The organism is uncultured Ruminococcus sp. (genome assembly GCF_947301925.1).
In the GTDB taxonomy this organism is placed as follows: domain Bacteria; phylum Bacillota; class Clostridia; order Oscillospirales; family Ruminococcaceae; genus Ruminococcus.
Genome location: NZ_CAMYUE010000004.1, coordinates 188,255 through 211,612, shown reverse-complemented (window position 1 = coordinate 211,612; position 23,358 = coordinate 188,255). Strand labels below are relative to the sequence as shown.

Annotated in this window: 22 protein-coding genes; 2 read left to right on the top strand and 20 right to left on the bottom strand. The window is 50.7% G+C overall.

Annotation, left to right across the window (positions count from 1 at the left end; translation table 11 throughout):
- Window positions 1-72 precede the first annotated feature (72 nt).
- Window positions 73-1,614 carry an SPOCS domain-containing protein gene (locus Q0Y65_RS07815; protein WP_297958660.1) on the bottom strand — a complete coding sequence of 514 codons (1,542 nt, stop codon included), beginning with the start codon at window positions 1,612-1,614 and terminating at the stop codon, window positions 73-75.
- Window positions 1,615-1,751: 137 nt separating this feature from the next.
- On the opposite strand from Q0Y65_RS07815, the gene Q0Y65_RS07810 reads away from it, so the two are divergent.
- Together Q0Y65_RS07810 and Q0Y65_RS07805 are read left to right on the top strand one after the other, a co-directional pair.
- Complete coding sequence (locus Q0Y65_RS07810) at window positions 1,752-2,318, top strand: hypothetical protein (protein ID WP_297958658.1); 567 nt, start codon at window positions 1,752-1,754, stop codon at window positions 2,316-2,318.
- Between the two features lie 216 nt (window positions 2,319-2,534).
- On the top strand, window positions 2,535-2,948 hold the full coding sequence (locus Q0Y65_RS07805) for a bis(5'-nucleosyl)-tetraphosphatase (RefSeq protein WP_297958656.1): 414 nt from the start codon (window positions 2,535-2,537) through the stop codon (window positions 2,946-2,948).
- 58 nt (window positions 2,949-3,006) lie between these two features.
- On the opposite strand, the gene Q0Y65_RS07800 is transcribed toward Q0Y65_RS07805, so the two are convergent.
- The 19 genes from Q0Y65_RS07800 to ruvB form a co-directional block, all read right to left on the bottom strand.
- On the bottom strand, window positions 3,007-4,134 hold the full coding sequence (locus Q0Y65_RS07800) for a DUF4317 domain-containing protein (RefSeq protein ID WP_297958654.1): 1,128 nt from the start codon (window positions 4,132-4,134) through the stop codon (window positions 3,007-3,009).
- A 314-nt stretch (window positions 4,135-4,448) separates the two neighbouring features.
- A complete protein-coding gene (locus Q0Y65_RS07795) occupies window positions 4,449-5,156 on the bottom strand; it encodes a hypothetical protein (protein ID WP_297958652.1) in 708 nt (235 codons plus the stop codon).
- Window positions 5,146-7,494, bottom strand: coding sequence for an ATP-dependent Clp protease ATP-binding subunit (locus Q0Y65_RS07790; protein ID WP_297958650.1), 2,349 nt, complete (start codon window positions 7,492-7,494; stop codon window positions 5,146-5,148). Before Q0Y65_RS07790 ends, Q0Y65_RS07795 begins: the two co-directional genes overlap by 11 nt.
- Window positions 7,495-7,566: 72 nt before the next feature.
- Complete coding sequence (locus Q0Y65_RS07785) at window positions 7,567-8,463, bottom strand: hypothetical protein (RefSeq protein ID WP_297958648.1); 897 nt, start codon at window positions 8,461-8,463, stop codon at window positions 7,567-7,569.
- 65 nt (window positions 8,464-8,528) lie between these two features.
- Window positions 8,529-9,692 (bottom strand): DUF5711 family protein, encoded by a 1,164-nt coding sequence (locus tag Q0Y65_RS07780; RefSeq protein WP_297958703.1) that lies wholly within the window; start codon window positions 9,690-9,692, stop codon window positions 8,529-8,531.
- 58 nt (window positions 9,693-9,750) lie between these two features.
- Window positions 9,751-10,512: a tRNA pseudouridine(38-40) synthase TruA gene (gene truA / locus Q0Y65_RS07775; RefSeq protein ID WP_297958646.1), complete on the bottom strand. Its 762-nt coding sequence runs from the start codon at window positions 10,510-10,512 to the stop codon at window positions 9,751-9,753.
- Complete coding sequence (locus Q0Y65_RS07770) at window positions 10,472-13,366, bottom strand: YfhO family protein (RefSeq protein WP_297958644.1); 2,895 nt, start codon at window positions 13,364-13,366, stop codon at window positions 10,472-10,474. Before Q0Y65_RS07770 ends, truA begins: the two co-directional genes overlap by 41 nt.
- A gap of 23 nt (window positions 13,367-13,389) precedes the next feature.
- On the bottom strand, window positions 13,390-14,193 hold the full coding sequence (locus Q0Y65_RS07765) for an energy-coupling factor transporter transmembrane protein EcfT (RefSeq protein ID WP_297958642.1): 804 nt from the start codon (window positions 14,191-14,193) through the stop codon (window positions 13,390-13,392).
- A 1-nt stretch (window position 14,194) separates the two neighbouring features.
- Entirely contained in the window at window positions 14,195-15,058 is an 864-nt protein-coding gene (locus Q0Y65_RS07760; protein ID WP_297958640.1) for an energy-coupling factor transporter ATPase, read from the bottom strand.
- Between the two features lie 48 nt (window positions 15,059-15,106).
- Entirely contained in the window at window positions 15,107-16,126 is a 1,020-nt protein-coding gene (locus Q0Y65_RS07755) for a hypothetical protein (RefSeq protein ID WP_297958638.1), read from the bottom strand.
- A gap of 21 nt (window positions 16,127-16,147) precedes the next feature.
- Entirely contained in the window at window positions 16,148-16,999 is an 852-nt protein-coding gene (locus Q0Y65_RS07750) for an energy-coupling factor transporter ATPase (protein WP_297958636.1), read from the bottom strand.
- A 14-nt stretch (window positions 17,000-17,013) separates the two neighbouring features.
- A complete protein-coding gene (locus Q0Y65_RS07745; protein ID WP_297958634.1) occupies window positions 17,014-17,814 on the bottom strand; it encodes a hypothetical protein in 801 nt (266 codons plus the stop codon).
- 10 nt (window positions 17,815-17,824) lie between these two features.
- The gene (locus Q0Y65_RS07740) at window positions 17,825-18,022 is read right to left on the bottom strand and encodes a DUF6440 family protein (protein WP_297958633.1); all 198 of its coding nucleotides are present in this window, start codon (window positions 18,020-18,022) and stop codon (window positions 17,825-17,827) included.
- A 161-nt stretch (window positions 18,023-18,183) separates the two neighbouring features.
- The gene (locus tag Q0Y65_RS07735) at window positions 18,184-18,789 is read right to left on the bottom strand and encodes a hypothetical protein (RefSeq protein ID WP_297958632.1); all 606 of its coding nucleotides are present in this window, start codon (window positions 18,787-18,789) and stop codon (window positions 18,184-18,186) included.
- Between the two features lie 120 nt (window positions 18,790-18,909).
- Window positions 18,910-19,785 carry a class I SAM-dependent methyltransferase gene (locus Q0Y65_RS07730; RefSeq protein ID WP_297958630.1) on the bottom strand — a complete coding sequence of 292 codons (876 nt, stop codon included), beginning with the start codon at window positions 19,783-19,785 and terminating at the stop codon, window positions 18,910-18,912.
- 18 nt (window positions 19,786-19,803) lie between these two features.
- Complete coding sequence (locus Q0Y65_RS07725) at window positions 19,804-20,319, bottom strand: hypothetical protein (RefSeq protein ID WP_297958629.1); 516 nt, start codon at window positions 20,317-20,319, stop codon at window positions 19,804-19,806.
- A gap of 3 nt (window positions 20,320-20,322) precedes the next feature.
- Complete coding sequence (glmM, locus tag Q0Y65_RS07720) at window positions 20,323-21,681, bottom strand: phosphoglucosamine mutase (RefSeq protein ID WP_297958628.1); 1,359 nt, start codon at window positions 21,679-21,681, stop codon at window positions 20,323-20,325.
- 54 nt (window positions 21,682-21,735) lie between these two features.
- Window positions 21,736-22,263, bottom strand: coding sequence for a hypothetical protein (locus Q0Y65_RS07715; RefSeq protein WP_297958627.1), 528 nt, complete (start codon window positions 22,261-22,263; stop codon window positions 21,736-21,738).
- Window positions 22,264-22,298: 35 nt separating this feature from the next.
- Complete coding sequence (gene ruvB, locus Q0Y65_RS07710) at window positions 22,299-23,357, bottom strand: Holliday junction branch migration DNA helicase RuvB (RefSeq protein ID WP_297958626.1); 1,059 nt, start codon at window positions 23,355-23,357, stop codon at window positions 22,299-22,301.
- Window position 23,358: the final 1 nt, after the last annotated feature.

Below are 23,358 nucleotides of genomic sequence, written 5' to 3'. Positions count from 1 at the left end.
TTGCAAACTGATGCACCTTAGTTCTCATTCCTTATGTCTCAGCCCTTGGTTCTATGTTCTTAGCTCTGATTTTCAGGATACTATGGGGATAAGCAGCATACCGCCCTTTTCCAGTCTGTCACCTGCCAGGTCGTTCTCCTCCATGACTGCGTCCACGCTGGTGCTGTAGCGTTTTGCGATGTCCCAGACGTCCTCATTCTCGGCGCCGAAATAGAGCTTTATGGCATAGTCGCCGTCCCTTTCCTTTCGTGCGGAGTCGTCCACGGTGATGTCAGTCACCGCCCTTATGGAATCGGAGCTGTACACCGAAAGCTTCACTGCGATATCCGACTTCGCCGCAAGCACGCCCTCGGGAGATATCTCATAGGAGGTCTCCCGTGTGCTGACCTCCGCCGACACAGCCGAGCCGCTGATATCGTCGGGAAGAGCAACTGTCTCCTCAAAGGCCTCCTCGCGGTCTGGCATGACTATCATACCCGACCTGTCCCTTGCTGCCATGGAGTACACCAGCATACCGCTGATGACCACGGAGCGGCCGTCGTCGCCGATACGGGTATTGATATTCTTGGGCGTGCTCCACATGGAATACACCGTCTGAGGAACACTGTCCCCCTCTGCAAGCCTTGCGCTGTGGCGGAAGCTCTCGTCATATATCTCTGGTATCTGCTCTGCCTTTATCTCCGACATTTCAACAGCGCAGGGATACACCGTTGAAAACGCGTCCTCCGCTATCATGGCCGAAGCGGTCTTCACAGCGCGGCAGCACAGGCGTAGCTCCGCCTCGCACCGCAGAACACGGCTGCTGCCGTCCTTATCCGCGGCAGCAGCCGCATCAAAACCCACGACCTCTGCGGCCACGGTGCAGCCGAAGCTTTCGTCCAGTCCCTCAACGTCGATTATCTGGCTGTAGCTCAGGGAGAAGCTCATGGTCTCCACATCTTCGCCGCCCATATAAAGGATATGCACGTCCGCCTCTCCCTTTGCAAGCAGCTTCCCGGAGATGAGCTTGACCTCGCACTCGGAGGCCGTACAGCGGCAGCTGAGTATCCCCGAGATATCGGGCTGAGCTGCGGAAAGCTCCATTTCCTCCTCGATACGGACAGTCTTTTCCTCGGTGAGCCTCCTTGCTGCAAAGCTCACGGACCGCTTTTTAAGCTGTATATTCATGCCCTCTGCGTCGGATATGACCTGCTGCTCCTGCTGTCCCTCAACGCCTATCTTCACGGACACCGTCCCTCTGAGCTCCAGACGGCGCTTGTTCACGGCACGGAAGCTGACATTCTCGGTCTTGGGCGCAAGTCTCACACGGGGAGAATCTGCGTCTCTGCCCAGCTCCACCGTCTTTGTGAAGGTACGGTGCTGATCCACGGACTGCACCTGGCTGCCCTCCTCGCCGCAGTAAAGGATATGTATATCGCACCTCAGCTCATAGGTGAGCCTGCCGCCGCTGAAGCTGCGTTCGGTGACGACGGGCGTCACATCGCAGCGTATCAGGCGGAAGATATCGGGACAGTAATCGGGCAGGATATAATCCAGCTCCACGGACTGCTCCTGAACGCCGTCGAAGATCACCGCGGCAGCAGGAACGGTCTCTCTGCTAAGTTTTAATTCCATAAAGTTCGGCCTCCTTGAAGTTTTGCTTTATGTAATCATATTCAGCGCCGCGGCCGTATATTCCTGTCCGTATTGACTTGCAGAGCCATATGTGCTATAATTCGGGTAAAGCAAGGACTGAGAAAGGAGCGGCAGCTATGAACAAAAAGGAATATTCGGGCTACAGAGGCTATATTATCAGCGTCGGCGGAGAGATACTCCTTGACAGCGGCTTCTGCTGTGTTGTACATTACAGCTATCCCGAGGACACAAGGTACTATGTGCAGTGCGAATTTCCCGTAAAGGCAGGCGTCCGCGAGACAAGCTGTCCCGAGATATGGACAGGCGACGAGGCCGAGGCAAAGTATCTGCTGGATAATCCCGACAAGGTGGTGGACTGGCTCCGCGGACGTATCAAGGCCGACCCGAAGCTGAGCCGCTATGCGGATCAGCCCGTTATCGAAAAGGAGCACAGGCTGCCGAATTACGGCGGAGATCCGCAGCTTCTGGCGAAAACTCCGCAGTATATCATCTTCAGGTGCCACTGGCCGGCACATGAGTACTATGAGCTGGCGGCAGAATACACGCCGAGAGGCTGCCACGACTGCGCCCCCATGTGGTCCTGCCGCATAACAAAGGAACAGGCGGATGACCTGCTTGCCCACCACGAGAAGACAGGACCGCTTTTCGGCGAGATGCAGAAAAGATACCCCTACGGCGACTGAAAGGATACAGAAAGGCAGTCCTCGCGGACTGCTTTTTCACAGGCCTTTGCCTGTGTTGGCAAAATTCTTTTCTTTTTTACAAAGTCAGGTATAGACAAATTTAACAAAATATGCTATAATATTTGTGAACAACATAAATAAGCAGCACCCGAAAGCCGCAGAAGCAGGGTGTCATGCTTATATTCTGCCTGTTTATCGGGCAAGAAAGGATAGTCTATGCTTCACGAGAAATCATGCGGCGCCATTGTCTACAGGAAATACCACGGCAATACGGAAATACTGCTGATAAAGCATATCAACAGCGGTCACTGGTCCTTCCCCAAGGGTCACGTTGAGAAGGGCGAGACCGAGGTGGAGACTGCTCGTCGTGAAATCATGGAGGAGACCTCCATTGACGTTATTATTGATCCGACATTCAGAGAAACAGTTACCTATTCACCGAAAAAGGACACGGTAAAGGTCGTAGTATACTTCCTTGCGAAGGCGAAGAATGTTGATTTTTCGCCGCAGGAGGGAGAGATCGCCGAGATACGCTGGGTAGATATCTCCTACGCCTCCAATATCCTGTCCTATGAGAATGACAGGACCATCGTAGCAAAGGCAAAAAGCGCTATAAAGGACAATCACTGAACCGGCAAATGGAAAGCCACCGCATAAGCGGTGGCTTTTTGTTTTGTTTATTCAAATGTCACAGGGTAACGGGCAGTCCGTTTATCTCGATAGTGGGATCGTCTATATCTATAAGGAGACAGCGTCTGCCGTCCACCACGCTGGTGCGGACCTTATCCGCCGCAGATGGCTTGATATTTACCGTAATACCTGGAGAAGTCAGCACGGTCTTTGTTTCCACAAGGTTAGCCGCCGTAAGAGGAGCGGTGCCGCACACCTTTTCGTATACGGGCTCTACCATATTCACTCTCTCCTCGGGAAGTCCCACATCTACCAGGATATCCCTGAGCCTTGCGTTGTCGATGACCACTCTGTCGGTCTCGTCCTTGCTTTCCTCGACCACCTCCTGTATCTTCTCGTTGACGGTCTTGATGAGCATATAGTCAAGATCCTCGCCCACCACGTTCTTGAGTATGCTCTGGAAGCTGCTCTTCTCGCTTTCGGCGGACATTACAAAGCTGCATCCCAGCACGTTCTCCACCACTGATACATTGGGTGACTTCACATTCTTGGTGTAGTACATCACATGATTGATGTCGGAGCTCCTGTTGCTGAAAACAGGGTACAGGAAGCCGTCGGAGGGCGCCTTGCTGATAATGAGCTCCGTATTGATTTTCTTGGTGATCTCATTGCCCACACTGTCGAAAACGAAGCCGTCCTTGCTGGTGTTCACGGGGCAGATAGCAGTGAGAAGATAGCGGTATATCTCGTCCTCGCCCTCAGCGAACTCGTCGTTCTTGTCCTTTTTGCGGACGGTATATGTACAGTATGAGGTTATTACCGCAAACGGGCCTGTATAGGCGATATTATTGGCGATATGGTTGAGGAAGTCCTCGCAGGCTATATCGTCCTTCAGCTCCGAGGTCAGCAGGGTATAGAGTATGTTCTGGGGCTGACCCTCGTCATAGGCCTCATTGGGGAACTCGTACTCCACAAAGGACTTGCCCACGTTGGTATTGAGCACCTTTTTCAGAGTCTCGTCGTAGACGTCGTGCTCCTCCACGGGCATGGTAAGACATGAGCTGACGTTATGACAGCGGAGGTTCTTGTCCGCGTCTATGAAAGCGGTAAGGACTCTCTCCATTATGAAAAAACCGCTTTTATCGGAAAAATTCTTTTTTATTTCTGCTGTTTCTTTTTTATTCATTGTGTTTTCCCTTTCCTGCGTAAAATGGAGCTGCCGTGCGGCCGTTACGCTCATACATAATTCATAATTATTACCGTGTGAACCATTTGAAGCAGGTCATTCCTCATCTCTCTCAAGACCGTTATTTCGTTTTTCTCTGACGGAGCCCCTTTGCATACTTGTCTTCACCAAAAGGGGGCTCTGTCAGTGAAAAAACGGCTAAAAGTCTTTGGAAAGCGGTTCGGGGAAGAACCTTTCCTCAGAAAGGTTTTCCCCGATAAATAACTATGATATGATGTATAAGCGCGGCGTTCAGACGACGCAGCTCCGTATTATCATCTTACAGTGATGCTTCCGCCCTGAAGGTGTTCAAAGGCGTATTTTTCAAAGGACATATCGTTGTCCGCATTGCGGAACATATCCGATTCCTTATAGTAGAAGCCCAACTTGTAGACTGTGCCCTGCTGAGCGTCATCGGGCACCTTGAAGAAGAAGGTGGCAATATCGCCGTCGCTGCCCTTGTTGTCCACGAACATGGTAGTAAAGAAAAGCGATTTTTCATGCTCTCTCACCAGCTCGGGATCAAGGTTTTTCTGCCAGTCCATAGCTATGAAGCCCGAATTTGCCTTTATGGCGCCTCCCGGAGTATATGCCGCAGAGAGATCGGTGGGATCCTCTATCTTGCACTCCAGAACATCTGGGTATGTCATATGGATACCGCACATTGTCCACTGATCCTGTGCTCCCGTGAGAGACACCGTTACCTCGGCCATTTCGCCGGGCTTTGCGAAGGTCTCGCTTATCTTCAGCACAGGTCCCTCTGAGAGTTCGGGAACGTCCTTGTATTTTATCCTCATGAGCTCCATGCTCTCGGACATCTCGTCGCCGCCGTTATCTGCGGAAGGCTGAGTCTCTCCCGAAACCGCAGCTGTAGTCTCCGCAGGCTTTGCCGTGCTGCTGCTCTTGCCTGAGCTGCTGCAGCCTGTCATTACTACCGCAGCCGCAGCCAGTGCAATAAGTGCCGCCGTTATCTTACGCTTCATCTGAGGGAGCCTCCTTACTGCCGCTGACATTGAGCTTGCCGTCCTCTGCGGTTATACTTATCCTGTTTATCTCGGAAACGCGCTCCAGTATCATCTCGGCAACCTTATCCTCCACCTCGTCGCGGATAACTCTGCGGATATCTCTTGCGCCGTAGGGCTTTCCGAAGGCCTTTTCCGCAATGAGCTCCAGAGCCTGACGGGTATAGTCAATGGTGATATCCTTCTCTGCAAGAGGCTCCTTCATCTCGTCTATCATGAGGGCGGCGATGTCCGCGAAGTTCTCCTTTGTGAGATCCCTGAACACCACTATCTCGTCGATTCGGCTGATGAACTCGGGACGGAGGAACTCCCTCAGACCCTTCAGCGCCTTATCCCTTGATATCTCGTTCTCGGTGCGGTTGAAGCCCACACCTATGCTCTTGTCCGTAGAGCCTGCATTTGAGGTCATACAGATGATGGTATTGGCAAAGTTTACTGTTCTTCCGTGAGCGTCGTCGACCTTGCCCTCGTCCAGTATCTGCATGAGGAGGTTCATAACGTCGGGGTGAGCCTTTTCTATCTCGTCGAAGAGGATAACGGAATAGGGCTTTCTGCGCACCTTTTCCGTGAGCTGTCCTGCCTCGTCGTAACCCACATAGCCGGGAGGCGAACCGATCATTCTCGCAACGGAGTGCTTCTCCATATACTCCGTCATATCCAGTCTTATAAGGGGATCGGGAGAATCAAAGAGCTCCTCCGCAAGGGATTTTACCAGCTCCGTCTTTCCCACGCCCGTAGGCCCCACGAATATGAAGGAAGCAGGTCTGCGGCGCTTGCTGAGCTGTACTCTTGTACGCTTTATGGCTCTTGTGAGCACTCCCACAGCCTCGTCCTGACCGATGACTCTCTTTTTCAGGGCGCTCTCAAGCCTTGATATCTTGAGGAACTCGTTCTCGGCTATCTTTGCGGCGGGTATACCCGTCCAGCGCTCGATGACCTTGGTGATATCGGACTCCTCAACGTTTACGCCCTCGGCCTTTTTCTTCAGTTCCACTGCGTCGTCGCGGAGGTGTATGAGCTTGCCCTTGACCTCGGCAAGAGCCTGATAATCTATCTCGTCCTCCTCGGATATGGACTTCTCCATATCCTCCAGCACCTTTATCTCCTTCTTGAGCTTTTCGTACTCGCCTATCTCGGGAGAGCGTATGCAGGCATAAGCGCAGCTCTCGTCCATAAGGTCGATGGCCTTATCGGGCAGGAAGCGGTCGGTGATATATCTCTCGGAGAGCACGGCACATATCCTTACAAGGTAATCGGAGATATGCACCTTGTGGAACTCCTCGTAATACTTCTTTATGCCCACGAGGACGTTCACTGTGTCCTCAATGGTGGGCTCATTTACCGTAACGGGCTGGAAACGGCGCTCCAGAGCCGAATCCTTCTCGATATACTTGCGGTATTCGCCGAAGGTGGTGGCGCCTATGACCTGAACCTCGCCTCTTGAAAGGGCAGGCTTCAGGATATTTGCGGCGTTCATTGAGCCCTCGGAGTCTCCGGCGCCCACAAGATTGTGTACCTCGTCGATGAAGAGGATTATATTACCCTCACGCTTTACCTCGTCCACAAGGCCCTTCACACGGCTCTCGAACTGTCCGCGGAACTGAGTTCCCGCAACGAGAGCGGTAAGGTCAAGAAGGTATACCTTCTTATCCACAAGGTTGAAGGGAACGTTGCCCTCGTTAATGCGCAGGGCTATGCCCTCAGCGATAGCCGTCTTGCCGACGCCGGGCTCGCCTATGAGGCATGGGTTGTTCTTGGTGCGGCGTGAAAGTATCTGAATAACTCTTGCTATCTCGTTGTCTCTGCCGATGATATTGTCCAGCTTTCCGTCCGCAGCCTTCTGTGAAAGGTTGGTGCAGTAGCTTCCGAGGAATTTGGGCTCCTTCTTTTTCTTCTCCTTATTGCGTGAGAAGAATCCCTTCTTATCCTTGCCGTCGTCGGACTTTTCGCCGCCGAGGCCTCCGAAAAAGCTCCTGGGATCAAAGCCGCCGTCAGAGGGCTTTTCCTCGCTGCTGCCGCCTTCGTCGTTTCCGCCGAACATATTGGTGATAAAGTCGGGAAGTACGCCTGAGCCGCCCATTTCAAAGCTGTCGCCGTCAAGCATACCCATCATCTGCTCGGAGAGCTGATCCAGCTCCTCGTCGGTGATGCCCAGCTTATCCATGTATTCCTTTATCTGCGGGATATTCTGCGCCCTTGCACATGAAAGACACAGTCCCTCGTTTTTCTTCTCATTGCCCTGAACAGAGGTGATGAACACCACCGCAGGTCTTTTTTTGCATTTACTGCACATTATCATCAGGCAGTTCCTCCTGTAGTAAGTTATATGCGCCGCCCCCGGGGATACCGGGAGCGCATTGCTCAAGGCCGTTTACATATCCTTGACGAAGTTGTAAACGTACTTGAAGATATAGGTATTGTCTATGGCCTCATGATTGAAGAACAGCATCTTGTTGCTGCCCATCACCACATACAGACGTACTATGGCGGCTATAAGGAACACTATGACAGCGCCCTTGAAGATACCGATGAGTCCGCTGAAGAAGTGGGTCACGAGGGTCGGAGCGACCTTATCGTCCTTGCCTGTGGAGGCGACGATAAGAATAGTTATCACAAGGAATAATACAAGCAGTATTATAAGTGTTATGAGCTTTACCAGTGTTGTATACGGGGTCTTGAGGTAATTGTCCGTAATGAACTCCGCAGGCTTGCGCAAACTCTCCGGCTCGTCGAAAAGCTTGAGAAGCTCATAGATCTTACCGGGATCGTTTCTTATCTCCTCGGCCGTAAATTCAGCGGAATACTCGCTGAGATGCTTTGATACGAAGCCGCTTGTAACGCTTGCATAGCCCTCATGGAGCTTGTTCATGAAAATGGCTTCCTCATCGACCTTTCTGTTGTTGATGTTGTTGAGATACTTGTATATCTTCTGATCGACGTCCTCTCCGCTTATACAGATATCGTACAGCGTGTCACGGTCTACGCTGACATTGTAGCCGAGTGACTCGAGATACTTGCCAAGCTCGTCGATATAGCCTCTGTCTGTCAGAGACTGATCCACTTTTTTTGTAACGCTCTCTCTTATAGAATTCTTATAGATAGAGCCTCCTATTGATGAACTGAGTGAAAGTGCTATGATAATTGCTATAACATAGCCAAGTGCGGACAGGGCTGCCTTGAAGAAGCCCTTCTTCACTGTGACAAAAATACTGATCAGAACTACAGCTGCTGCTATGACATCATAAAACCACCAGAATTGTACTCCCATAAAAACGCGTCATTTGCAAGGTGACGCTGCCTCCCTTCGATTAATGGTGTAGAACATATCAAAAGTCAGCTTTCATAGTCTATACGGTCTATTTTATTATAGCCCTTCAGGAAAATATGATCCTCGCTGCGCAAAAATCCCGAATAGGAATCGCTTACATCAGCAATTGAGCGCAGTCCGCCGTTAAAGTCATATGCCATGACTCTTCCCTGACACATAACATAGGCAAGGTCCTCATATATGGCAACGTCGATGGAGGGCTCGTCCAGCTCGATGATACGGGCCTCGGTATTGCCGCCCTTGAATATTGCCATAACATATTTTCTTCTGTCGTCGTCGTTGACAATAACAGCCGAATTGCCGCCCTCGCTTGCTCCCGCAACGAGCTTGCCGTCGTAGGAGTAGTATGAGCTTATCTGACCGTTTGCGTCAACATAACCGCAGGCGTCTGTTCCAAGGACAAAAGCGCCCTTTCCGTAGCCAAAAACATCAAGTCCGAGGGTATTGAGTCCCGGGGATGTCCAGTGCTCACCGTCCTTGCTGAAATCGATCTCCTGAACATTAGTGACGAGCTGACCGTTTTCTGCCGAGATATAACTCAGCACGCAACCCTTGCTCCTGTTGATGAAGCTGAGGTCGCTGACCTTTTCGATACATTCCCGCCCGTATATGAACTTTCCCCTTTTGTCATACACGGTGATCTCACAGCTATAGTTATCGGTAGTAGTTACTACAGCCGTAAAGCCTTCCTCGCTGATCCTTGCAAAGAGTATCAGCTTGTCGGCAAAAGTCTTTGAGTAGATGATCTGATCCTCATCCTCCACACAAAGCTCGTTTCCTCCGCTTTCATAGAGCAGGGCCTTTCCCCCTGCCGCACGGAGCACCGTATTGGTGAATGTATGCTGACGGCGTCTCAGAAGCGCTCCGTCAGTATCGTAGAAGTATGTATAGGTATCGCTGAGCACGATCATCTTGCTGTCCGTAAGATCGAACTGATAATCGGCTCCTCCGCTGACCTCTATAGGGAAATTTCCCGAAGCCAGCTTTCCTGAGTTCTCGATAGTCCTGTACTGCTCTCCTATACCCCTTAACTTATTATACCACTTGTCACGGGTGAAATAAAGCCCCGTTCCAATGCCCGCTATAAACAGGATAGTCAGAAACCGCATAAGTCTTTTCCGCCGCCTTTTGCGATTTTTAAGATCGACTATATCATCGGCGTCATACATTTTCGGCACACTGACACCTCCTTATCTCTGTTCTTACGATGAGATATACGCCTCACCGTTATGTATCTTCCAGAAGCTCCTCCTCGCTGTAGAACACGCGGTTCAGGTACAGCCCGTGAGCCATGGCAGTTCTGCCTGCTTTCAGGCGGTCTTTGGCTTCAAGGATACGGGGGATATCATCTACAGCTATCCTCTTTTCGCTGACGTCGATGAGAGTGCCCGCCATTATCCTAATCATATTATACAAAAAACCGTTGCCTTTTACAAGCATTATCACAGAATCTCCACTATTTTCTATTTTGAAGGAATAAATAGTCCTTACAGTCGTGGAAACATTTGTACAATCGGCACAAAATGAGGAGAAGTCATGAGTCCCCTCAAAGTACCTTGCAGCCCTCCGCGCCGCCTCGATATCGAATTTTCTCCTGTAGTGTAGCATCAGATCGGGAGCGAACGGGTTCTTTGATTCACTGCAGTGCATCTTGTAGATGTACTCCTTGCCCTTGCAGTCGAACCGGGCGTGGAAGTCCTCGGGAACGTCCTCGCAGCTCAGCACGGATATATCGTCGGGGAGTTCGCCGTTTACGCCTCTGCAAAAGCCCAGACAGCCTATGCTGCTGTCGGTCTTTACGTTGAGGCAGAACATATTTGCATGGACTCCCGTATCCGTCCTGGAGCAGCCGATAACGGCAACGGGCTGGTTCAGCACCTTTGAGAAGGCCTTTTCCACCACCTCCTGCACCGTAACTGCGTTGCTCTGCCGCTGGAAGCCGTGGTACTTAGTTCCCCTGTACGCTATCGTTACTTTCAGATTGCGCATCACCGACCTCCTTCCCTTCGCTGCCGTCGTAGAGTATTACCTCCGTGTCCTCCACTCTGCCCACGTCCTCACCTATGAGGGATTCGCAGACCTGATCGTAGACCTCGGCTCTGTAGTTGAAGTGTGACTCCTCTGCGTCTTCCTCCTTCGGCTCCTCAGCGGGAGCTGTCTGCCTGCGGCGCTTCAGCCGCCTCTTGTCAAGGAATATAACGAAGATCACAAGTCCCAGACTGACTATGGATATGGTCAGTCCCAAGGGGAAGCCCTCGGGAGTATATTCTATGCGGATATCATGCTCTCCCGCAGGTACGTTTACGCCTGTCATTGACTGCACCAGCTTGAAGGTCCCGGCTCTTTCGCCGTCTATGTAGACCTTCCAGCCCTTTTCGTAGGGTATGGACAGGAACAGTATCCCGTCCTCCTTTGCAGTCAGCTCGCCCCTTATCTTCCTGTCAGAGAATTCGGTGATATGGAGCTGCTCATCTGCAAGAGCGCAGTAGGCCTTCTCGAATACCTCCTTGTTCAGGGCATATATCATAAGCTTGAAATTGCCTGTCTTGTGGTCGGGATTGGACGTTATCTTCACGGTGGACATATCTCCGCCCTGACCGTTGCCCATAGTGAAAACTATGGGGTAGCTCTCGATAAGCTTGCCCGAATCCACCAGCTCGTCGCCGCACTTTATCTCAAGTGTGTCGCAGGTGCCTCCCATGCCGTTTGCATAGCCGTAGAGGTAGCTGCCGTCGATACAGTCGAAATTATATGTGGCGCTTCCGGTGGGCTCTCCCGAATCGTTCTGGAATGTGTAATTGCCGTAGCCGTTCTTGGTGATGTCAAGACCGTCATAGGCTGCAAGAGCCACGGGCTGAGGAACGAAAAGCTTGTCCTCAACGCCTGATATCCTGCGTATAAGGTCGTTCTGGTACTCAAAGGGATTGGCGCCGCCGTTATCCTCCATCATGAGCACCTTTTCATTTACCATGAAGCCCAGTGACAGCGGATAGCGGTTCTCATAGATGTGGGTATTGCCTGCGGAGTCGTCCTCCACCAGCGCCCACGACTCGGAATTGAGCTCGCCGCCCTTCTTCACGATGTATTTTATTCCCAGAAGTGAGTTCACAACGGGAGTAGATATCCTGTAGTAGTATCTGTTTCCCGCCTCCGAGGCGTATAGTCCCAGACGCTTGAACCAGGTGGTGACCGAGACGTTTGCCGCCGACGAGAACTGCGATACTCCGTAGTAGCCGTAGAGGGCACTGTCGTTGAGTGTATAGGTCTGGGTCATCTCTGTACGGTAGAACAGTGATTTTTCCGTCTGTGCCGTCCTGTCAAGAAGCTCCTTCACCTCGTCATAGCTGGCGGGATAGTCGTAATAGCCGGTGGTATCCACCGTCCTCACGCCCATCTGCGCATTGCTGACGAACTCGCTGAACACCGCCGCCGAAAGGGCAAGGGTGAGGAGCACGTTCCTGCGCTTGTTGGTCTTGAAGGGGAACAGCTTTGCGGCCACGAATATAAGCCAGAAAGCCACCGTGATGACTATGGAGCTCTTGAAGGCCTGCGAGGGCTTAAAGGCGTCGCCTTCCACCATGCGGTTGAGGACGAACACCGTGACCGGCACCACCGGCATGAATATTAGCTGATATATCTTTATGCCCCTTGACAATATCACGTCCAGCGCCCTGAAGGCCGACGCCGCCAGCACGAAGCTGAATATAAAGGCGAAGCGGTAGGGTATCTGGTTGGTGAAGTGGAAGCCGTGCCAGATGAAGTTGAGTATGTTCATATTGCAGCTGACGGCTATTATACCCAGCATCAGCAGCGATGATATCTTCTCTCTTATCTTTATGCCGAAGGAGAACACGAACACTCCGAACAGCAGCAGCGCCAGCATACCGCAGGCGAAGTTGGGAAGTCCGTCCACCTTTGTGGGCTCTCCGTATGAGAGCATATTTGCGAATATCTTCTTCCAGTCCTCGTAGAAGGTCATCTCACGGGGCATGGTATTGTTGGCACTGTAGGTCAGCTTCAGTCCATAGTAGGCGGGCAGGAGCATGAAGGCTCCCAGACCAAGTCCCAGCGCAGACGAGCGTATCATTATGAACAGCTTCCTGAACCAGTCCTTGATGCCCCTGCACTCGATAATGCTTGCCGAGGCGAACATGAACACCGAGAATATGCAGGTGAAATAGCCCACATAGTAATTGGCAATCAGTGAAAGCGCCAGTCCTATGGTGAATACCTTCCATTTTCCCTCGCGGCATATCATTACAATGCCCATCATTACCAGAGGGAACAGCGCTATGGTGTCGAACCACATGACGTTCCAGTAATAGCCCAGAGTATAGCTGCTAAGGGCGTACATCACCGAGAACATACATATGGTGAAGTCCTTGCGCTTGTAGGTGTACCGCAGGAATGTGCTGAAGAACGCTCCTGCGAAGCCTATCTTCGCCGCAAGTATGAAGGTAAGCGCGTCGCGCTCGCCTCCCTCTCCGAAAAACAGCGACAGCCAGTTCAGCGGACTTGCCGCATAGTAGGATATCAGCGACAGGAAGTTGGTGCCCATGCCGTTCTCCCACGAATACAGGAAGGAGCCGCCGCTGACCAGCTTTTCATGCACTACCCTGAAAAAGGGATAGTACTGATGCCAGAGGTCGACTACCAGTATCTGTCTGTCACCGAATGGGTGAACGCCGTATATCCCGAAGGCATACAGCATTATGGAGAATGGGATAAGGAACGAAAGCAGAAAGTACAGGACTCCCTTTTCGTACAGTATCCCGTAGAATTTTCCTTTTCTGAACCGCTCAAGCCTTGTGCGCCTGGCAGCTCTCTTTTCCTCTTTCTTCATTGTGATCCTCTCAATAGTTCATTTCAGAACAGTCTGCTCAGGACTATTACTGCCGCAAGGAACAGTATCGTTATACCCAGCGCGATATAGTCGCGGGGAGCCGATTTCAGCTGTCTGAGCCTTGTTCTTCCCTCTCCGCCGTGATAGCAGCGGCACTCCATAGCAGTTGCCAGCTCGTCCGCGCGTCTGAAGGCGGATATGAACAGGGGCACCAGTATGGATATGAGGTTCTTTGCTCTCGTTGTGAAGCTTCCTGTATCTATTTCGGCTCCACGGGCCTTCTGTGCGGACATTATCTTGTCCGTCTCCTCGATGAGTGTGGGAATGAATCTGAGCGCTATGGACATCATCATCGCCAGCTCATGTACGGGGAACTTTATCTTCCTCAGCGGCGAGAGCAGCCGCTCGATAGCGTCTGTAAGGGTTATGGGCGAGGTGGTGTAGGTCAGCAGGGAGCTTCCCATTATGAGGAGGACTATCCTTATGACCATGAATACGCTGGTATTCACGCCCTCGTCGGTTATCTTGATGAATTTCCAGTGAAAGAGCACGTTTCCGCGGCTCATGAAGAGCAGATTTATCAGCGCCGTTATCATAAGGAATATGAACAGGGGCTTTACGCTCTTGAAGAACATCTTCAGGGGTATCCGCGAAAGGAGTATTGCTCCGAAGGTATAGACAGCTCCCACTGCAAGGCATATATAGCTGCTGCCCGTAAAGAGCATGACTATATAGAGTATGGTTATCACTATCTTGAAGCGGGGATCCAGCCTGTGTATTATGCTGTTTCCCGGGAAGTACTGTCCTATGGTTATATCTCTCAGCAACTCAGCGTCCCTCCCTTTCACCGAGTTTCCTGAGCAGAAGGTCGCGGGCGTAGCCCACTGTGAATACCTCCTTGCCGAAGTCCAGGCCTCTGTGCTTCAGCTCTCCGAAAACTCTTGTTATCTGGGGGACGTCAAGTCCTATGCGGCTTATCTCCTCAGCCCTTGCGAATACCTTTACGGTCTCGTCGTAGCAGAAGAGCTTAGCCTTGCTCATTACAAGTATCTTGTCCGCAAATGAGGCGATATCCTCCATGCTGTGGGATACTATGAGTATTGTGTTCTTTGTGCGCTCATGATAGCGCTTTATGTGCTCCAGTATCTTGTCCCTGCCCGCAGGATCAAGGCCTGCTGTGGGCTCGTCAAGAATGAGCACCCTGGGCTCCATGGCCATAACTCCCGCTATAGCCACGCGGCGCTTCTGGCCGCCCGAGAGCTCAAAGGGAGAGCGCTCCAGCAGCTCCTCCGAAAGGCCTATATCACGGGCTGTCTCATGGACGCGGCGCTTTATCTCCGCCTCGTCGAGCCCCATATTCTTAGGGCCGAAGGCAATGTCCTTGTAGACCGTCTCCTCGAATATCTGGTACTCGGGGTACTGGAAAACAAGTCCCACCTTGAAGCGGACGTCCCTTATCCTGTTCTTGTCTGCCCATATATCCTTTCCGTCAAGAAGCACCTTTCCCGATGTGGGCTTCAGAAGCCCGTTGAAGTGCTGTATGAGGGTGGATTTGCCCGAGCCCGTATGACCCATGACTCCTACCATCTCGCCCTCTTCTATTTTAAGGCTCACATGGTCAACAGCTGTCTTTTCAAAGGGCGTACCCATGCTGTAGGTGTATGTGAGCTCCTGTGTTTCAAGGATAGCCAATTCTATTCTCCTTTTCTTTCTTGCAAATACACTGGCATTCTTTTATATTTATCCATGTGATTTGTTAAGAGTTATTTCTTTATATTCTTTTTCAATATAATCATACTTTCGACAAATTTCATCTAAAATCTTTCTAATTTCACTTATATCATCATTCATTTTCCTTTCAGTTTCTTCTTGTTCCTTTACACCTGCAATAATCTTTTTAAAAAAGCTATTTGGTAATTGGTATACAAGGATAGCAAAAAGCGTATAAATAATTATCCAGCCTCCAATCAATCCAAAAAATTCGCCTAAATATAACGCAAGATCATCTTTAACTGACTTGCTAAAAAAAAGCAATAAAATGAAAAAAACAATAAAAACAAACCCACATTTTATTCTATTATTCATGGCTTTTCGCCATTTAACAGGAGATTCTTTCAAGTTATTTTTTCTTTTTTCAAGTTCTATTTCATTATTATTAATTAGATGTGCCATAATAAACATATTATAAAATCGATGTTTGCCTTCTGATGTTTCATTTATTTTAAGTTTAATTATACCTTTCTTAGTATCTTCCAACACTTTCCACATATTCTCACAGAATTTTCTACACTCTATTTTATAATGCTCTGCTTGTTCTAAAAGATGAATGTGCTTTTCAAGCTTCCTTTCATCTATACAACCGCTTTCTGGGGTCCAAAAATCCTTATCATTTTCGCACTCTTTAATTTGCTCGATTATTTCTTCTCTTCTTCTATTGTATTCTCTTTGCTCTCGTTCTCTTTTCAGCCTGTCCTGTTCTTCATTATAAGCAGCATCATACATTTTTCTTAAATCTTGAACCTCTTTATCAAAAGGATACTCTAATTCAAGACGCTCTAACATTATTTCGGCATTTTTGAAATTACCGTTCTGAATGTGTGTATGTGCCGCTTTACAAAAACGTTTTTTGCTATCTAAATCAACAGATAAATGTTGCTGAATATCAACATCTATGCCGCAAAATTGACAGGTATATATATACTCGCCTCTTGGAGACTTATCAAGTTTTCCACCACAATTGGGACATTTCAGATTATTCACTTAACTCCCCACCTTTTTAAATCAGTCTGCAAAAAGCTTCTGAATCGCTGCCACACACTCTCCCTCCGAGATTATCTCAGGGGAAATGTCGCAGCCCGCCTTTCTCAGCTCCCACGCCAGCTCCGTCACCTGTGGTACGTCAAGGCCTATGGCCTTCAGCTTTTCCACCTGTGAGAAAACCTTCGCGGGAACGTCGTCAAGGACTACCATGCCCTTGTCCATGACCACCACGCGGTCGCAGTCCGCAGCCTCGTCCATATAATGGGTGATGAGGACTATGGTTATGCCCTGCTCGCGGTTCATGCGGTGTATCGTCGCAAGGACTTCCTTGCGTCCCTGTGGGTCAAGCATTGCAGTGGGCTCGTCAAGGATTATGCACTTGGGCTCCATGGCGATTATGCCTGCTATGGCCACTCGCTGCTTCTGTCCGCCCGAGAGCTGACTGGGCGAATGCAGCCTGTACTCGTACATTCCCACGGCTTTCAGGCTCTCGTCCACACGCCTGCGCATCTCCTCATAGGGAACGCCCAGGTTTTCCAGAGCAAAGGCCACGTCCTCCTCCACTATGGAGGAAACTATCTGGTTGTCGGGGTTCTGGAACACCATTCCCGCCCGCTGACGCAGGTCGAACAGTTTTTCCTCGTCCTTTGTGTCTATGCCGTCCACCGTCACCGTTCCCTCGGTGGGGAGCAGTATGGCGTTTATATGCTTTGCAAGGGTGGATTTTCCGCAGCCGTTGTGCCCAAGCACTGCCACGAACTCCCCTTTTTTTATATCAAGGTCTATTCCCTTGAGCACCTCAACGGGCTTCTTTTCCTCGTCGTCGGACTCATATGAGAAGTGCAGACCCCTTATTTCGATTATATTTTCCATATTTATCCCTGTTTTCACTTAATATCTATTGTCGAGCACATCATAAGCGCTTCTTCGAGCGTTCCTCCGATGACCTCTGCCGAATAATAGCTGTTGTCATCAACGAATAGCTCTATATCAAAGCACCGGTATCCGTCCCGACCTTTGCCGTCCTTCAGAAAATAGACATCATGTCCGTTTATCTGCCTGTAATACACCTCGGAATTGTCGGAAAGCAGGATTTCCTTTGCAAGCCCGGCATTCTCAAAGCTGATTTCGTTATCATCGGTGCGCAGAGCGCTCGTCAGCGACAGTGCCGACTTAAACATAGAAAGGCGGCTGCCGTCGTAATCTATGCCAAGATCGGCAAAGGAGTCCTTGACGACCTCCTCGGTCAGCTCCGGGAAGCTGAAATCATTGAAAAAACCGCTGCGAGCTTCCATTTTATCAACGATATATGCCGTTCTGAAGCCGTCCTCCTCCGTGTAATACGCCTTGACGTAGGATAATCCGAAATCCGATTCCGTAAGATCGGGCGGTATGCGCATACTTACGTCCTCGTATGATATTTCCTGCCAGTCGTCGGGGATTTCCCCGCATTCGGGAAAGGGCTGTGACGTTATATCAATGCCTTCCTCTGCTTTGAGCTTCATGTCTTCTCTGTGTTCCGCGTCCCATTCATCCATTTCCCACTCGGTGGTATCGGCTTCGCTGACCGTTTCCGTAGTCGGAGTGCTTTCGGGAGCAGACGTACTGTTTTCTTTTTTGCCGCAGGATACAGCGGCAGATGCCATTGCAGCGGCTGCTGTGATAACTGCAATAAATGCTTTTTTCATTTTTTATCCTTTATTTCTTGTAATTCTCGATCTCCTCGGGAGTAGAAACGACGGGCTTTCCGTCCTTGTCAACAAGTACGCATAGACCTCCCGCGTAACCGTCCTTGCGGTACAGGTAGTTTACTCCCGTTTTTTCGTCAACCCATATTTCGGATTCTACCAGCTTGCCCTGTGAATAAATCTTGATAAATCTTTCGTTTTTTGCCATGATGATTTCTCCTTTGATTGCTTTGATGATTAGTTGATATAGTTGTGCATTTATATGCAAGCCGTGCAGCAGCCCGGCTTATGGCTGTTTGTATAGTGAGTTTACCTCACGCTGAACAATTGATACATCAAAATTGACATTTTATACCAGCTATATATAACTTAAAATAAACCTTTTGCTTGACCGTCATTTTTGACATATACAGCATAGATTTGAGGCGTTATGATTTCTTTCCCCCAAAAATTCTGTGTTTTTGCACCTTTACTTACGCCCCAAATAGTGACAATATCATTATTAAGGATATTTGATTCTAATCTGTTACTTTCAACTTCAAAAGCAACAGTATCATCATAACCAAAATCCGTTTTTGTAACATTCATTTTATAAACACCTGAATTTCCTATTTCAGTAATTCGCCCCGTAAACTTAACTTTTTGTCCTTTAAAATAGTTTTTATCCCTTACAAACTCTTCATATGTTACTGCTCTGCAAGATGCTTTATAATCGGATTCATTATATCTGTTTGCTTCACTGATTATTCTCGAATTATCTGAAGCAGCAATATTGCTATTGAGAAATACACCTAAAATAATTCCGCCTACTACTATCGTTAATACTATCAATGTCGTAATTACAATAGAAAATAAACAGCCGCCTCCTGTTTGTTTCTTACGGCAATACGGGCATACACTTGCTCTGGGATCTATTCTCTGTCTGCAATATTTGCATAATTTGAATTGAAACTGCATGGGTTGCTGATTATTCATAATAAGCGCTCCTTTATTCAACTCTATAATATGTTTCCCTGCCAAAGACAGTCATTTATGGTCTGTTTGTATAGAACGAAGCAGTGTAGGCATCGCCCACTACAATGGGTCATTTGAATATTATAAGCAAGCGTCGCGCTGCCAGATCGCGGTGGAGCCGCAGGGAAGGGTCATTCCCGTGGACTTTACGGGAAGGCCTATCTCGTCGAAGCTTACCGTGCCGCCAAATCTGTCCGTCAGCACGCTTCCCAGTATATAGCCCATTACCGAGGGCGAAAGTCCTGTGGTATAGCTGTTTATCAAAAAGAACAGCGGATCATCGGAAAGGACTCCCGAACAGAGCTTCACCAGATCGTAAACGCAGTTTTCAAGCTTCCAGACCTCGCCTCCGGGGCCTCTGCCGTAGCTGGGAGGATCCATTATGACCGCGTCGTACTTGCGTCCGCGGCGTATCTCACGGGCGATGAACTTCTCGCAGTCGTCAACTATCCAGCGTATAGGCTTTTCCGTAAGTCCCGATGCAGCGGCGTTGTCACGGGCCCACTGTACCATGCCCTTTGAGGCGTCAACGTGACATACTGAGGCTCCCGCAGCAGCACAGGCCAGAGTAGCTCCGCCCGTGTACGCAAAGAGGTTCAGCACGTTTATCTCACGGCCTGCGCTCTTTATCTTGTCCGCCATGTAGTCCCAGTTCACGGCCTGCTCGGGGAAGAGCCCCGTATGCTTGAATCCTGTGGGACGGATATTGAAGGTCAGCTCGCGGTAGCTTATATTCCACGACTCGGGAAGTCTTTTGCGGAATTCCCACTTGCCGCCGCCCTGATTTGAGCGGTGATAGTGGCCGTCCGCATTCTTCCACAGGGGATCGGTGCGGTCGGTCTTCCATATGATCTGTGGATCGGGCCTTACAAGGCTCACGCCGCCCCAGACCTCCAGCTTCTCGCCGTCGGAGGTGTCGATTATATTATAATCCTTCCAGTTATTTGCTGTTCTCAAAATAAATGCTCCTTAGTATTATTCCTCAAGATAGTTCTTCACCCATATGCAGCCTGCAATGAAGGCCACAGCTATGAGAAAGAGGAGTATCAGACCTGCCAGAGCGAAAATATTCATGGCAAGCTGTCTTTTCGGGTGAAAGTCCCTGTATGGTATGGCTTCGGGGTTCGCGGCATACTCGTCGTTGAGCTCCTCGCACAGACTGCTGTGGTTCGGATAGGTCACCGCGAAATATCTGGCAAAATCGGCGCTTTCCCGTATCTTTTTCCTTACGCAGATGTCGTTGAGCACCGCTGCTCCCTTTTTTATGGGATAATTCAGCAGCAGCGACAGGGCTATGTTTATCAGTCCCTTTGCAACGCCTATGCTGTAAACGTTGAGTACCACGGCTCCGAAGGTGAATACCACCAGGAATATGCCGAAATACTCAACTGCCGCCGCAAGGTCGCTCTCCTTGTAGTACCAGTAGCTGAAAGAGACCTGATAGCCGTTGACGTTTACCTTTTCCGCGCCGAGGCGCTCACTTTTCTTCATGGCTTATCCTCTGAAGGTGCAGGTGTCCTTGATGTTCTGCGCTATATCCACTGCCATATCGTTTATGCGGCCGAAATCGCCGCCCTCTATAATCAAACGGACGATGGGCTCCTTTCCGCTTTCGCGTACAACTATCCTACCCTCGTCCCCAAGCTCCTTCGAGTATTTCTCTATGAGCTCGGTTATGTTCTTTTCGTTCTTCCAGAGCTCCTTGTAGTGAGGATGTATCTTCACATTGAGCTTCACCTGGGGATAGCTGCGCATATCTCCCGCAAGAGCACTGAGGCTTACGCCCTTTTCCTTCATTATGCCAAGGAGCCGCGCTCCTGCCAGCTGGCCGTCGCCCGTCCCCGAATCGTCGAGGAAGATTATATGGCCGTCGGGCTCTCCTCCCAGCTTGTAGCCGCCCTCCAGCATACGCTCAAGGACGTACCTTGTGCCTGCTCCGGAGCTGACCACGTTTATGCCGTGTTCGGCGGCGTATCTCCTGAAGCCCAGAGTGCTCCCTGCGGTAACAACCACCGTGTCCTTGCGGAGAAGTCCCTTTTCCTTCATGCAGCAGGCAAATATCGCAAGCTGCCTGTCGCCGTCCACTATGCAGCCCTTCTCGTCGACTGCAATGCACCTGTCGGCGTCGCCGTCAAAGGCAAGTCCGCAGTCGCAGCCGTTTTCCACCACGAATTCCATAAGGCGGTGGACGTTTGTGCTGCCGCATTCCCTGTTGATGTTGTTGCCGTCGGGCTTGTCGGCTATGACAAGGGTCTCAGCTCCCAGAGCGGTGAACAGCTTTTCTGCGGTATAGGACGCACAGCCGTTGGCGCAGTCCAGAGCCACCTTCAGACCGCTGAGGTCGGCGCCTGTCAGCGCCCTTATATGTTCGGTGTACTCCTCTGCGGCGCTTTCGCCGTGGAGTATACGCCCCACCTGATCGTGGGATCTCAGCTTTATCTCCTCGGGAGCTGTCAGCACCAGCCTTTCTATCTCCTCCTCGGCGTCCTCCATGAGCTTGCAGCCCTTTGCCGAGAACAGCTTCAGACCGTTGTATTCGGCGCTGTTATGGCTGCCCGATATCATTATGCCGCCGTCGGCTTCTCTTTCGCCGATAAGGTATGTAACGGCAGGCGCAGGGACTATGCCCAGCAGCTCAGCGTCTGCTCCCACGGAGCATATACCCGCACAGACCGCTGCCTCCAGCGCGTCAGAGGACACTCTTGTGTCCTTGCCGATGAGTATTTTCGTCCTGCCCCCGTCCTTCTTCGCAAGCACCAGCGCAGCGGCTCTTCCCGTCTGCATGGCAAGCTCGCAGGTCAGGTCGGTGACGGCGATCCCTCTCGGCCCGTCGGTCCCGAAAAGTTTTGCCATTATCCTTTCTCCTTAATTGGGCTGAGATATCTCTGCGCATAGTAACGCCTGTTCTCAGCACACCTTGTATATCGCTATGGGACGCCTCTTCCCTGCTACCTCCTCGATATCCCTGCAGAGCTCCTCGTGGGTGCAGCTGTTGTACCTGTTGTATACAACTATGCCGTTCCACTGCTTTACGCAGAATACCGTATGTATAGTGGAAAGGAAGGGCGTCTTTGTCCAGAATGTTATGATGAAGGCCTTGGCGTCGTCGGTATTCTTCACACGCTCGAAAGGAGCGCCGAAATAGCCCAGCGCCTTGCCGAGACTGTAGGCATTACAGCCGAAAAACCCCAGCAGCACGCGGAATCGCTCCATATAGAAGGCGATATCCTTCAGCGGACGGGGCTTTTTCAGGTAAACAAGTGCATTGTGTACGGCTATGACCTCACAGCCGTTGAAGCTCATATGACATATGCCGTAGCGCAGGTTGGCCACCAGCCCTTTGCCCTGCCCGTTTATCATCTCACCGAGGGGCGGCTGTTCGGCCAGATCGGAATTGTATTTCAGATTATAATTCTTTGAACCTTTTATAAGCATTGTTTTTTCCTCATCTCCCGCGGAGGGGAGCAGCGTCAGAAGCTCATCTGTCCGTCGTCGGGGGCTGCCGGCTGCTCGGGAGGCACTATGCCCAGATGCTCGTAAGCCAGCCTTGTTGCCACTCTGCCGCGGGGCGTCCTTCCCAGGAATCCCAGCTGCATAAGGAAGGGCTCGCAGACGTCCTCGAGGGTGACGCTCTCCTCGTTTATGGCCGAGGCCAGCGTTTCAAGTCCCACGGGACCGCCGTTATAGCCCTTGATTATCATTTCCAGCATACGCCTGTCAAGGCCGTCAAGGCCGAGATGATCTATCTCAAGGCGGCTGAGCGCTATGGAGGCTATCTCCTGAGTTATCTGTCCGTTGCCCATTACGTCGGCGAAGTCGCGGACGCGCTTCAGCAGACGGTTGGCTATTCGCGGCGTGCCTCTTGCCCTGCCTGCGATCTCTGCGGCTCCGTCAGCGGTACAGGGTATGCCCAGTATCATGGAGCTCCTGCGGACGATATCCGTCAGCTGCTCCTTTGTGTAGAGCTCGAGACGGTGTATCACGCCGAAGCGGTCGCGGAGGGGCGCCGAGAGCTGTCCTGCCCTGGTGGTGGCGCCGATGAGCGTGAAGGGCTTCAGATCCATTCGTATTGAACGGGCCGAAGGACCCTTGCCTATGATTATGTCTATAACTCTGTCCTCCAGCGCAGGATAGAGGATCTCCTCAACTGCGCGGGACAATCTGTGTATCTCGTCGATGAAAAGCACATCGTTGTCCGAGAGGCTGGTAAGCAGCGACACAAGGTCGCCGGGCTTTTCTATGGCGGGACCTGTGGTGACGCGAAGGTTCACTCCCAGCTCATGTGCGATTATGGAGGAAAGAGTGGTCTTTCCAAGGCCGGGAGGGCCGTACAGCAGCACATGGTCAAGGGGCTCGTTCCTTCGCTTTGCAGCCTCGATATATATGGCAAGGTTTTCCTTTACCTTGTCCTGTCCGATATAGTCGTGGAGTGTCTGCGGCCTGAGACTCAGCTCGGCGTCGCTGTCCTCCGCGGTATTCTCGGGAGTGATTATCCTCGGAGCGAACTCCATATCCTCAGTCTGTATCAAA